This window comes from Serratia sp. CY74737 (assembly GCF_052166775.1).
Taxonomy (GTDB): domain Bacteria; phylum Pseudomonadota; class Gammaproteobacteria; order Enterobacterales; family Enterobacteriaceae; genus Serratia; species Serratia ureilytica.
Genome location: NZ_JBJNOF010000008.1, coordinates 39,520 through 52,466, shown reverse-complemented (window position 1 = coordinate 52,466; position 12,947 = coordinate 39,520). Strand labels below are relative to the sequence as shown.

Genomic DNA, 12,947 nt, shown 5'->3' with positions numbered 1-12,947 from the left:
TCGACTGCTCAGTGGCGGAGCGCCACAACCAGAGGTAAAACACGGCTCTCATGGCATATCCCTACGGATCAGCTTGCCGTCCCTGAGTTGGAATTGGCGCTGTGCCCGCGCGGCGACCTGAATATCATGCGTCACGACGATGATAGCCTTGCCCTGCTCCCGGCTCAGTAGCGTCATAATATCCATAATTTCCTCCCCCGCCTCCTGGCTGAGATCGCCGGTAGGCTCATCGCACAGCAGCAGATCCGGATTAGTGGCTATCGCACGCGCAATGGCCACGCGTTGGCGCTCTCCTCCGGAGAGTTCATCCGGCAAGTGGCGGCGCCGGTGTTCCATCTGAACCAGCTCCAGCGCGGCGTCGACGCGTTGCCGGCGCTGTTTGGCGTCCATATGCCAAAGGTGCAGGGGGAGGGCGACATTCTCCTCGGCGCTGAGCACGGGCAACAGGTTATAAAACTGAAAGACGAAGCCAATATGGCGGGCTCGCAGCGAGGTGCGTTCTTCAGGTCGCAGCCGATGCAGCGAATGCCCTTGCAAAAATACCTCGCCCCGATCGCAGACATTAACGCCGGAGACCAGATTGAGCAGCGTCGATTTCCCTGAGCCGGATGGCCCCATGATGCTGACCATCTCGCCGCCGTGCAGGCTAAAATCAAGATCGTGCAATACCGTGATGTGCTCGCGCCCTTTTTTATAGTCTTTGCCGGCCTGTTGCAGTTGCACGACCGGATCGCTCGGCGCGGTTGCCGTTTTATTCATAAAAATCTACCTGAATTGACATATTATGTTTCAGCCAGGGCTGTTGCTGAGCGAGCTTGATAATGACTAAAACCGCCGCGCGTTGCTCATCCACCACCGAAGAGATAAGGCTGACGGTGCCTGAGATCTGTCGATCGGGGAGGCCATCCGGCTTGATTGTCACTCGTTGTTGGGGCGCGACTTTCGCCAGCTGGCTTTCGGGCAGCCAAACTTCGGCATCAAAATCATCCAAACCGACAATGGTGGCGATCCCCGTGCGGGTGAAACCGCCGCCGGCGGAAATGGGCGAGACCGTTTCCCCCGGGGAGGCGTCTAACGACACCACCTGGCCGTCGAAGGGCGCGCGGATAATCGTACGCAACAGGTCGATTTCACTGGCTTTTATCTGCCAGCCCACTTGTTGTAATTCTGCCTGATATTGGCGGCGCTGCGCCTCGAACGAATCCAACTCCGCTTTGGCGCTGTCGACATCATCCTGGCTCACATAGTTGAGCGGCAACAAACGGTTCAATCGCTGCAGCTGATTGCGCGCGCGCGGCAGGCGGGACTCTGTCTGCGCGAGTTTGCCCGCCGCGATTTGCTGGCTGGCCTGGAGCGACGCAAGCTGCGCTTTTAGCGAGCGCCCGTCGAGTGATGCCAATCGCTCGCCTTTTTTTACCTTGTCCCCGCGTTGCACATAAATCTCTTGCACCGTTCCCGTAATCTCTGCCGAAACGGTGGAGAGGCGCGAGGCCTTGATGAATCCTGCGGCCGTGACTGCAGATGCGGCCGCCGCAGGGGGCGCTGGCTCGACAGGTGCTGCGGTGTTGGCCTGAGGCTCGGCGGCGCTGGCGCGCTCGGCCGCTGCTGGCTGGGTAAACCATGCCCTGCCGGCAACGAGACCTAAGGCTAACGCCAGCGCAATCGCTCCGACGAGCGCCGCTTTGCGCCATGGCTGCCCGCGCGGCGGAGTATGAGGCGAGTTCAGCAGGTGCAACGCCTGCTGGCGGGCGGCGTTGCGCGGTGCCTCTGAAGATGGGGAACGCATAGGTGCTTAACGATCCCCTACTGTCAGACGCAAGATCACACCAATGAAGAGCAGAGCGGCTCCCGAAGCGTAAAGTGGGAACCAGCGCGCCCACCAGTTGGTGGAGAACAATGACGCACCGTTGGCGTTGCTCGCCGTGTAGCTACTGTAGATATTGAGGGCCAGGGCGACAGCGAACATGACGAGGCCGATAATAAGCAGCAAGCCTGATACTTTATGCATGGGATTTCTCCTTCAGAGGGGACATAAGAGAGGCGTCGAGGTAATCGCCAGGGATGACCATCTCAGTGTGAATTTCAGTGAGATAGGTTTCATTCTTCACTTCCATCCAACTGTTTTCCGGTGACGGGAGAGCTTCTCGGAAGACTAACCAGTCAACTTTTCGCGCCAGTAGCAGCAATTGGTCAAGGCAATGTGAATTGCCCAGCCTGCACCACATCGGCTTGCGAATCTTGTCGTTGTTAAATGACTGCCAGCTAAGATGATCGTTGAATTGCCCGTTCACATAGCTGTCTGTCGGAATGCCGTTCTTCAGTAACAATGCCAACAGGCGCGCCGGATGCTCCGCCGCCTGATGCCCGGACAGCTCATGGAAAATGCGGGAAGAGCGGACCCACCAGGTTTCACGGATCAGGACACAGTCTTCCTCCTCCATGCGCGGGGCATGGCGGAAGTCATGATCCAGCTCATTGGCCATCAATCGCTTGTAGGCGGGGCGGCCAATCTGCACCGGTTCGGCCAGTACGGTAAGCAGGTATTTGGTTCCCCAGGCCACCATCGGCGTCGCCGCGCCGAGGTAACATAATTGGAACGCTTGTCCCTGGTTGTCCGTCAGCTTCAGCAGGCCGCTCTGCGTATCATGATGCAGTTGGAGCCGGTCGAGCGTCAGGTCGCCGGCAACCTGAGGCGGCTCATCCAGGCACAGATGATGAGCCGCCAGGCGGGCCTGAGCCTGGAGATTGCTGGACTCGCCGCTGACGCTGAAGGTTAATGGCAGCGCCGGCGCGGCGAACTGGCGCAGCCAGTTTTGCAGCTGATGGCGCCTGTCGTCGGCCTGGCTGTCGTTGGTCAATGTGGTGCGTGCCAACTGCCAGCCGATACGCGAATACGCATTGTTGATGACCACTTTGCCCCGGGGATGCGCTAGCTGCCCCACATGACGGGCATCCAATTGCAGGAAGAGCGTTACCGGCAGCTTCAGGGCGGCGGGGTTGATATTGTGCTGCCGCCAGCGGGCCGTTGTGGCGGCGGACTGCGAGATACGTTGTTGGGTGAATTGAATAAATCCCTGCCAGCTCTGCTGCAAAAACAATGAGACATCGGTGCAGTGGCCACCTGCGCCGTATTTGTCGATAAAGTTCTGCAGCAACCAGAGGTACTCCTGCGACAACGTGGCGCGTTTGGCCACCGCTTTCGCTACGCGGGCAAGTACATTGGGAATGAAAGCGTCAGGCAATGTCATCCTGATCCCTTCCCGCCAGGCGTCTTCATATAAAATATTGCGAATTTCGGGCATCTGATGGCGGGTCAGCCGCTCCCAGCTCTGTTGAATCGTCTGTTGAGCCTGCTCAAGCAGCGCAACGCGCTCCGCGTTTTCTGCCGCACCAAAGCGTTCGGGCAGTTCGGGCAGGTTGCGCAGAGCGTCGCTGGAGAGCTCCGCCGGCATCAGCGCCAAAACATCGGCCAGAGGGGCAGGATGATGCGTTCCCCACTGTAATGTTGGGCGCAAGACGTCCTTGCGCACCAGCTTTCTCAGCAGTCTTTCCGCTTCGGGCGGGGCCATCCCGGCCAGTTCGAAATGCGCTCGCCACTCGCTCCAGCTTTGCTGGTGGCTGGCGCTCAGAACGGCGTCGATTTCCGCTGCCTCCAGGCCCAGGACAAATTGCTGCTCTTCGTTCCATAACAAACCGTGGCGTTTCTCATAGCGATAGAAATGGCCGCGCATCTGGCTGGCGGAAATGCGTTGCAAGGAGGGGTTACGGCACAGCGGCAGATCATGTTTCGCCAACCAGAGCTGCGTATACAGCGCGTCACGCAAGGCTAATGCGATGGAGCGGTTGAGGTGTACGGTCGAGGTCACCTTGCCTTCACCGGTTTGCAGAGTGGCTTCGCCGGCCGAGCTTTCAAACGGGACCAGGCTAAAAGAGGAAAAGGTGCTGAATGGGCTGACTTTGCCCGCCGCTCGAATCATGTAGGCAAACAAGGAGCGCTCTACGCGCCGGCGCCGTTTGGCCGGCCAACTCTGCCAATTTTGTTCCAGATCGCAAAGCAACTGCGGGGAGGCAAGGCAGAGCGCCCGGCGCAGAGCCGGTTCGTTGGCGGCTTTGAGCAACAAGGCCTGCGTCTGTTCGTTGACACGCTGCCAGCGTTGGTTAAAGGTTGCCGCCAACTGCCGGCGCTCATTCGCTATCGCCAACCATTCGGTCAGTTGCTCCAGAGCGGCTGAGTCGTAATGCGCCAACCAGGCGCGCACTTCGGCAGACAGGTTGAAATAGCGATCGTTGAAGATATGGCGGCGACAGCGAATCATATCCTGGCGAACGCTGTCCGCCGAGGGTAATGCGATATTCGCATGCAGCCTGGCGATAAGCGCCTGCCCGAGTTGCCGCCAGGCCGGCTCCTGCAAGTGGTGTTGCCGGATAATCGCGGATAAATCATCCGGAAGTTGGCTGACATAGTGCGCCGGCAGGCCTGCGGTGCGCAGCATGATAAAAGGGGCGACGAGCAACAAAGGCTGCGCGGGTAACGTCATGATAATACTCCAGATGCCAACCAGTTATTCACCTTCTGCCAACTCACGAAGCTTAACCAACCCATCGCCACCGCCATGCAGAGGCTGTAAAGCAGGCAATAACTGCGGAATAGGCGGCGGCCTCGGGCAGACCACTCGCGGGTTTTCTTATTGGCGCCGGGTTGGGCAAAGGCGCGAAATGCCCGCGTGGCATCCGAAAGCCGAAAAGGGGTGAGATTGAAAAGCAGGCCGAACAGTATCAACAGCAGTAACGGCCGTATCGCGGTGGCGGCGGCGCTTTCACTCAGCGCCGCGAGCGCTCCCAGACACAAGAGATCCATCAATGGCCCTGCCATCGCCACCCAGGCCTTCATGCCGCGCAGTGGGAATAGCGCGATGGCGCTGGTGTTGACAAACACGGAGGGCAGCCACCAGCCGCGAAATTGCAGACCTGCCCCCAGAACCGGGCAGCCGTAAAGACGGCAAACGACGGCATGCGCCATTTCATGCAAAAACAGCCATAACGGTATGCCGACAAGCATCACCATCAGTTGGACGCTGGCCCATTCGCCCTGCAGCAGCCAGGCGTTTAGCCCTGGCAAACATGCGATGAAACGCCACAAGGCAGCGGCAATCGCGAGGCTCAGCAGGCCGTAACCTAACCCGCGCGGGACAACCCGCAGCACGGTGGCGATTTTATGTGCGGCGCGATCGGGGTTAGGCAGCTGATATCGCCCGGCCACTTTCGCCGCCGCAGGTGGCTTTTGCGCGCCATCAACGATCATATTCGCCTGTTTCAACCGCAGCAGAAACGCGGACAGCGCCTGTTGGCACTGTTCGGGCGTTGCGTTAGGGTGGTGTTCTGCCAGCTCCGCCAGGAGGGCCGCCATGGAGCTGCCCCCTTGCAACTGTTGGGCAAGCCGGGCAGAAAACCCACTCAGCTTTAACGGCGCATTACTGTTTTCTTGCAGCAACAGCGCCACATTCGCCTGCGGAGAGATCAGTTTCACATCCTCGTTTAAACGCAACAGGGGGGATGCAGGCGGCATGTTAAACACCCTCTGCCGGCGGAGGGGACGCCAGCACTAGACAGAACAGCGGCGCCTCGCGATAGCCGTCGGCGCCCGCGTGGCGAATGAGCCCTTCTTCGATCACGCCTCCCGCCAGCGTTCCGGTCAAGCCGCAGTCCAGCGCCGCCAACCAGCACTGCATCGCGCTTGCCGCGGCGTTTTGCAGCTGCATGCGGTATCCCGCCGCGCCATGGTCATGCAGGGTCTTTTCAAGATCGGCAACCCACATCAGCAACGCGCCGGCTTTATGGAACGCTAATTGATTGATGCAATCAGCCAAATGTGCGCGGCCAAACCCGCTATCCCGTTTCCGCCAGTAACGGCGATCTGCCTGACTGCACTGATAAATGCCCGCGGCAAGTTCGCCGCTGGCTTCCGGCAGCAATATCCAGGGTTCCATTGGCAACGCCGGCATCCCGCGCAGGCGGCTTTGTTCAAGGCCGGCATGCGCGACGGCGATCAGGGTATTCAGCCAGGTTTCCGGGAACGGGCTATCGGCATAGTCATACGTCGCCCTGCGGCGCTCCAGCAACGCGGAGAGCGGCTCATCGCGGTGCACAGTCGCCAGTGATGAAAGAGCAGCGGGCGTGGGCGACGCTGGCGCGGCGGCCGGCCGTGGGCGGTGGCTAACGGCGACCAGGCTGCTCGCCGTTTCATAAAGTGGAGCAGGGCACGGCTCACCCTGTGACGGGGGCGCTTGCACATGCAAGACCTGGCAGAGGATATGGGGGTTATCCTGTTGCGTGAAGAAGATCAATGACGCCAACCATTGCAGGTCGACGCCATGATCTTCTCTCAGCGTCCAGCCCGCCGCGCGCGCGGAAAGCGCGCAATATTGATTAACCACTCCAGCGTCAAGGTTAACGATGTTATAGCTGAAGTCGTTATATTTGCCGCGCACGCGGTTCAGGTTGCCGCTGGTAATGAGTGAAATCGGCTCTTCGGGATGCTGGAGCAAGTGTTCCAATTGCTGGCAGTCAATGCCGTCAATCCTGACGAGCTGGTGCTTTTCACCGAGATAGAACCAGGCCCCGCAAGGTATCTCCGGCAGCGGCCGGCGGACGACCACAAACATATCGCACGAGAGCAGTTGCCCACCGCTGGGCGCGATGCGGCGTAATGTGCCGTCTTCACCTTTTTGATAACCCGTGGCGTGGCGCAGCAACCAGCCCAGATTGGCCAGCGTCAACGGTTGTGACGGCATTGCCGACATTCGCCAGGGCGGCGGACAGCGCTCCGCCAATGCGCTGTCGGGCAGGTTGATATGCTGCTGCCCATGCAGCCTGACCGGCCTTGAGGCGTGGCGGTTGAGGTTATCCAGCGTGAAGTGCATCTGATGCGAACGCGGTGGCAACAAGCCCTGCGGCGGCAAGCGTGTGCCGATATGGTGCTGCCAGGCAGTAAATGCCTCTTCCCCCGGCGGCAGATAGGCGGCATGGCCTAAACCGCTTAGCGCGGTACCGGGAATGCGGGCGACCTTATAGGCTAAGGTGTACTCCCCCTCGCCCCGATGGCTATGGGAAACGACCTTGTTGAGGTAGCTTTCAGAGGACAGCCCGAGCAGAATTTGCCCCAGCTCATGGGCGGCATAGACGGCGCGGAACGCCACCTCTTGCCGATCGTTGGCGGGCGATGGCTGCTCACATTGCGTGCGTGCGCATTGATAACTGGCGCTGATGTTCGGGAGGGTATAAGGGCCCACCAGCGTGCGATCCGCGCCAATGATGCAGCTCAGATAACGCACGCCGGCCTGGTGCAACCCATCGGCGCATGCCTGGCGGAAAACGTCGGACTCGCTGCCGTCAAAAATGATCAGTGCATCATCCCAGGGGAGGGCGCTGGACGTTGGGCGCTCGGTCAGAACGTCAATGCTGGCGGCCATAGGCGCCAACGCGTGTTGCAGTAGCGATGACACATCTTCCGGGCAAACCAGGGCGAGCCTGCGGCGGCGGGCGGACTGCAGCGCCGCAGTGCGGTTGGCGTGCAGGCGGGTATTGTCGACAAAGCGGCCGCAATAGCTTGCCAAATGGCTTGGGGCGCCGTCATCCAGGCCTTCACCTTCTTCAAGGAAGCCATAGCGAAACAGTAAGGACAGCATGCCCAGGGCATTCTCGCGGCTCATGGTCGCGTCGTCGGTCAGCACGCTTTCCAGCACGTTGACGCCATCGAGGCGCTCGAGGAAGGCCGCCAGCGTGTTTATCCCCTGAACGCAGGTCAGGATGCGCGGCTGATAGGCGCCATACACGGCTACGCGGGTATCGCTTTCAGGAATGAAAATCAGTTCCGGAATTAATTTGGGGCGCTTGGGCAGCAAAGCGTAAAGATCGTTATGGTGGCTAAACTGTGCGCCCGACAAGACGGTCGACATATGAGTGGCTTTCATTAGCGTAAGGCTCCTTCCAGGTGTTCGGCCAACAAGGCCGTGCCCTGAGCCTGCGAAATATGCCGGTTTTCACGGCAGCTGCAGCCGTGTAACGCCACCACGGAACTGCTCGCGGTGCGATTGCTGCCAAAGCTCACGGCGGTCAGTTTGCCGAATTGGTCTTCGGGGAGCTGCGCATACTGCTTTAACCGTAATCCAGCCATCAGCACCAGCGCCGGCGTATATCCGCGCAATGCGTTCTGCGGCTGCTGTTCATGATATCGCTGCAGGTTCAAATCCATCATTGCCGTACGCGGCGTTTCGGCGAGGCTGAGCAGGCGCTTCGCCGCACAGGCATAACAGGCGGTTCGGCCTGGGATGACTAGGGGGCCGCAAAACAGCATATGGTCGTTCAACACGGTGCAAGCGTGAGGGATCCCGGCGCGAAACAGCTGCGTGGTGAGCTGTTCAAGCTTAAGCGGCGCGCCGCCGGATAGTGCGATCCCGACGAACGAAGCCTTGCTGTCGGCCCAGGAATAGTTCAGTGCGGTTGCCAATGTCAGTTGAGAGATCCCTTCCTGGCAGTGCATATAATCGGCCACGTCATTGCCGAACGCGGTGTCACTGACGATAATCATTACCACTCTCCTTCAGGCAAAAGGTTGCGGCCACGGATTTATCGTGGCGGCTTTGCCTAATTGTTCACTCAACCGTTGCTGCTGTTCCCGTAGGCGCGGATGCCCGAGATAGCGGGCGCGATAGCATGCCGTCATGGGCAAAAGGGCGGGGATGACAGCGCGCACCACATGTAAACCGGCATCGCGCAGTTCATCCGTCGTCATGTCCGCTATCACGACGTCCATCTTGAGTTGACGAAAACGCGCCACCAATTTTTTCAGCTGTGCTGCCGGCGTTTGCGGTTGCCCGGCCTGCAGGCGGCTAATCGGCATCTGCCGCTCGCTGGCGGTGAGAAAATCGAATGCGGAACGCTGTTCGGCTCGCCCCATGAAGATGGCGCCATGTTCGAGAGCGATAAAATCGCGTATATCGTCCGGCACCGGCAGTTGATGTTCGAGTACCGAACGCCCCATGGCGCTTTCTCGGATAATCTTGCCGCAGCTGCCCCAGGGATCGAACCCCGTAGAGCAGTTGACGAACTGGGCCGAGGTCGGATGCCCGTCGCGCAGCTGCAATCCGTAGATTGTCGGGCAGCCGATGTCGGTAGTGGCATCGAAGAACAGCTGTTCCAGCCCACTGGCCGCCAGGCGTGAAAACTTGTCTTGTAATCTATCCGGTACCGGTTCATCGAAGCGGATGCGCGCTAAAGGCATTTGCAATAGCCAGGTAAGGGCAATCGCATCGCGTTCGATGACTTCATTGATCGCGGTTACCGTGGCGGTGGTGAGGTCGGTGTGCGCCGCGACGCCTGTCGATATCGGCAACCAGAAACGCTCGCTTTCCCAGGGCCGCACATACAGATGCGACATGATCAACGGGATCTTGCGCGGGCGGGAGTCCGTCAACGAGTAACCTTCCACCCAGCGCAACGGCTGGGCGTCATCAATGGGTTTGACCGGGCAGAGCGGATCGGCGAGCTCCTCCTCGCTGCAACGGGGCAGGCTGTCGGCCGCCAAACCGTCAGCCCCGAGTTCGCGGAAGCTGGCGACCGAAACATCGCGAGGATGGTAGACGCAGGTGGCGTATCGCTCTGCCGCTTCGGCGACAGCGCGGACGATCGCCATATCGACGTGTTCATCGGCGCCGCAGCCGGCAAGCGCGATTTTTTGCAGGTCGTTGCCTTTATTGTCAATGATATGGGGATATGGCATTGACAGATTGCCCAGGCTGGCCAGAACCGACGAAAAGCGGGGGATATGCATCTCCTGCGGTTCCAACGGGTAGACGCTGCCGACAACGCCCGTCAGCGGCGAGAGCAGCGACATGAACGGATATTTCTGGCGCATGGACGCGGAAACGGCAAAGTTATGATGATGCATGAATAACTCCGCTTTCCAGGCTTTTGCTCAGCAACACGGCCAGCCAGGCTTCATCCAGCGTGCTTAAGCCAAGGCGATTGTTCATTAGGTGCATGAATTGGAATGCCAGATTTTTCGCGAGGCCGTCACTGTATCGTTCGCAATGGCGTTCATAGTTACGCCGGGTCTGGTCTAGCGCAGACTGCCAGCGATCCACCAGTTCGGCGCTTTGCGCGTCTTGCCGTATCTGCGGCGACAGAAGAACCGAGTTTTCATCAATCAGTTCCCATGCGCGATCGGTAAAGCTGTTTTTGATCATTCCGATATCCGCAGAGCCCGCCAGCCAGAAAGTCGAGAAGCTTTCAAGGAAGGCGGAACGCCGGGCAACAGGAATGAACGTTTCCAACATGGCCAGCATCAGGGGCAACGCAAACTCTTTGCGCGTCATGCCGCCGCCTGCCTCGGCCAGCAATATGGCACGGGCAATGTCACTGGATTGGTGAAACAGCGCTTCGGCGATGCCAATGCCCGTTTCGCCCCCGTAGACGTCCGTTTCCGGCTCATATTCCGCGCGTTCGCAATGGACCGGGAGTTCATGCGTGGGAAACGGCGTGTTGCCACGGAAGCTGACCAATGGCGTCCACAGGTTGGCCGGGCGCAACGGCAGGCTATTCAGCGCATCATGCAGCGCAGCGTAAATGGCGGTTTCCAGGTGCTGGCTGTCCTTTTCCTGCAGCAGAAAACGAACGCGTAAATGTAATCCTTTTTCATCGATATAACGTAAGAAGAACCAAGGAGAATCAGGAGCGTACGCCAGTGCTTGGGTCAATCCCTGGGTGATCAGAAAGTCCATTCCATCATGATGGCTACCGATATACAGCTTGTAAAAATGCCAAGATGCCGATCTGTTTTTCATCTTTGCGTACCTGTTTTTTTTAAGATTGTTTTGGCTGGAAAAGGAACCACTTAACGCCGACAAACAGCGTGATCACACCCCATATCGCCATGCCGATACAGTTAATGAAGAAGGGGAATACGCCTTCGCTGCCATTCATGGCGTATCGCAGTGCATCGGCGACAAAACCGACCGGCGTCGTCAAAATTAACCATTTGAGTGGCGGGAATGCGCTCAGATCGAGGAACAATTGCCCGAAACACATGCACCAAAAGTTGAGTAAGGTCAGGGCGATTGTCGCGACGGTATTCGTGCGGAATAAGCCGGCCAGCGCATACCCAAAGCTCACCAGCAACAGTGCGCCGGCGACGAGCAGCACGATAAACAGCAGGGGATGCTCAAGGGTAAAGCCAAAGACCAGACTACTAATGAGCATTAACAGGGCGATCTGAACCAGTGATATCACCAGGCGGACGCTGACCTGTGATGCGAGCAGAATCCAGCGCGGCAACGGAATGACGCCGTAATAGCGGTAAGTGCCTTTTTCTCGCGCGGCGATCAGCGGCGTCGCCGTGCCAAATAAGGCGACTTGCAACAGGGCCAGCGTCAGCAAGGACGGGAAGATAAAACTAAAATAGTTGAAACGCTCAGTTTTCAGCGTAATGAAGCGTATCGGCTGCTGGGCGTCGGCCGGTTGCTGATTGAGTGCGGCGGAAACCAGTTGAGCGACGGAGCTCATGGATTCCGTCGTGGTGATCGCAGGGCGTTGTTGTACTGCATCCCAACTCACCGCCGCGTTCACTTCATTCGCGCGCACCAGCGCTTCCGGATCGCTTCGAAGCTGGCGCTGGACGGCCAGGCCAGGATAATTGTTCAATTTAAGCCAGAGAGCCTCTGTTTCCGGCGTGTCTCCGACAACGCTCACCTGCATGGAGAACGGTTGATGATTGCCATTAATAATTTTTGCCGTTATGCCAAAGGTAAAGATGAAAAATAACGGCAATACAAGAGAAAATAAGGTTGATAGCGGATCGCGTAAATATTCTTTGGTGTTGGCGCCGAAGAAGCGCCGATAAATCTGCCAGCTATGGCTCATGTTAATCCCTTAATGCTTCGCCTGTCAGATGAATGAACACATCCTCGAGGGTGTTTTTGCTTACCTGCATTTGTTCGGGTTCACAACCCAATCGTTGTGATAACGCAATCACTTGCGGTAACACCTGTGCCAATTCTTGGGTGGGAATATGTAGGCGGCGGAAGGTTTGATCATGTTCATCGCTTTCCTGCGTCGCCTCAGGGAAGAGCGCGAGGAACTCGTCAACCGACGTCAACGGCACTGAGAATCGGATATGATGCCCAGGACAATAACGCTCAATAAGCTGTTGTGGGCTGGCATTCTCCAGCAACCGGCCGTGGTTGATGATCATCACCCGGTCGCATAAATTCTCCGCCTCATCCATTTGGTGAGTGGCGATCAATACGCCCGTGCCAGATTGACGAGAATTCGCAATAATGTGCCGCCAAATATAGCGTCGGCTTTGCGGGTCAAGATCGCTGGTGGGTTCATCCAGCAAAAGAAGCTTGGGTTTGCCGGCTAATGCCAGCGCCAACACCAAACGTCTTTTTTGCCCCCCTGAAAGCCGCGAGAAACGCATTTTACGCTGCGCTTTTAGCGCCACAATGTCCAATAACTGCTTAACCGACAACGCATCCGTATAAAGTACCTGATAGAGCGAAATGATCTCTTCAACGCGCAGCAGCGAAGGCAAACTAAAGGATTGCGGAACGACGCCTAACTGTTGCTTGATGACGTGATTAAGCCCTTGTCGAACGTCTTCGCCAAATAAACGCACCAAGCCGGCTTCAAAGGGCTGTCCTCCGTACAAGGTTTCCATGAGCGTCGTTTTGCCGGCACCGTTAGGTCCGACCAATCCAATGATTTCTCCCGGCTTGATTTGCAGCGAGATGTCATGAAGAACTTGCGTGTCACCATAAAACTTATTCAGTGACTCGACCTCTAATAGCGGCCGTTTGCGATCCCAGGATATATCCAGGGTTGGCTTATGACTGCTGTCGAAATCTAAAGTGGCGTCAGTGTACGTGCTCATTGTTTAAAGCCAGTGAGTA

11 protein-coding genes are annotated in these 12,947 nt (G+C 58.0%); all 11 read right to left on the bottom strand.

Annotated elements, in window-relative coordinates; genetic code table 11:
* Positions 1 to 48: 48 nt before the first annotated feature.
* From ACJ8PE_RS13105 to ACJ8PE_RS13055, 11 genes are read right to left on the bottom strand one after another with little or no spacing between them, the layout of a single operon-like run.
* Entirely contained in the window at positions 49 to 759 is a 711-nt protein-coding gene (locus ACJ8PE_RS13105) for an ABC transporter ATP-binding protein (RefSeq protein WP_273873521.1), read from the bottom strand.
* Complete coding sequence (locus ACJ8PE_RS13100; RefSeq protein WP_197760219.1) at positions 752 to 1,786, bottom strand: efflux RND transporter periplasmic adaptor subunit; 1,035 nt, start codon at positions 1,784 to 1,786, stop codon at positions 752 to 754. The genes ACJ8PE_RS13105 and ACJ8PE_RS13100 overlap by 8 nt, the downstream gene beginning before the upstream one ends.
* A gap of 6 nt (positions 1,787 to 1,792) precedes the next feature.
* A complete protein-coding gene (locus ACJ8PE_RS13095; RefSeq protein ID WP_033644030.1) occupies positions 1,793 to 2,008 on the bottom strand; it encodes a hypothetical protein in 216 nt (71 codons plus the stop codon).
* On the bottom strand, positions 2,001 to 4,538 hold the full coding sequence (locus ACJ8PE_RS13090) for a lantibiotic dehydratase (RefSeq protein ID WP_069101082.1): 2,538 nt from the start codon (positions 4,536 to 4,538) through the stop codon (positions 2,001 to 2,003). Before ACJ8PE_RS13090 ends, ACJ8PE_RS13095 begins: the two co-directional genes overlap by 8 nt.
* A complete protein-coding gene (locus ACJ8PE_RS13085; protein WP_193160457.1) occupies positions 4,535 to 5,566 on the bottom strand; it encodes a PqqD family peptide modification chaperone in 1,032 nt (343 codons plus the stop codon). Before ACJ8PE_RS13085 ends, ACJ8PE_RS13090 begins: the two co-directional genes overlap by 4 nt.
* 1 nt (position 5,567) lies before the next feature.
* A complete protein-coding gene (locus tag ACJ8PE_RS13080) occupies positions 5,568 to 7,970 on the bottom strand; it encodes a nitroreductase family protein (protein WP_197793415.1) in 2,403 nt (800 codons plus the stop codon).
* Positions 7,970 to 8,587, bottom strand: coding sequence for a hypothetical protein (locus tag ACJ8PE_RS13075; protein WP_021504405.1), 618 nt, complete (start codon positions 8,585 to 8,587; stop codon positions 7,970 to 7,972). Before ACJ8PE_RS13075 ends, ACJ8PE_RS13080 begins: the two co-directional genes overlap by 1 nt.
* 12 nt (positions 8,588 to 8,599) lie before the next feature.
* Positions 8,600 to 9,946 carry a YcaO-like family protein gene (locus ACJ8PE_RS13070; RefSeq protein WP_050594440.1) on the bottom strand — a complete coding sequence of 449 codons (1,347 nt, stop codon included), beginning with the start codon at positions 9,944 to 9,946 and terminating at the stop codon, positions 8,600 to 8,602.
* The gene (locus ACJ8PE_RS13065; RefSeq protein WP_197793416.1) at positions 9,933 to 10,841 is read right to left on the bottom strand and encodes a thiopeptide-type bacteriocin biosynthesis protein; all 909 of its coding nucleotides are present in this window, start codon (positions 10,839 to 10,841) and stop codon (positions 9,933 to 9,935) included. The genes ACJ8PE_RS13070 and ACJ8PE_RS13065 overlap by 14 nt, the downstream gene beginning before the upstream one ends.
* Before the next feature lie 19 nt (positions 10,842 to 10,860).
* Positions 10,861 to 11,916, bottom strand: coding sequence for an ABC transporter permease (locus tag ACJ8PE_RS13060; RefSeq protein WP_099782439.1), 1,056 nt, complete (start codon positions 11,914 to 11,916; stop codon positions 10,861 to 10,863).
* A 1-nt stretch (position 11,917) separates the two neighbouring features.
* A complete protein-coding gene (locus ACJ8PE_RS13055) occupies positions 11,918 to 12,928 on the bottom strand; it encodes an ABC transporter ATP-binding protein (protein ID WP_050594439.1) in 1,011 nt (336 codons plus the stop codon).
* Positions 12,929 to 12,947 lie beyond the last annotated feature (19 nt).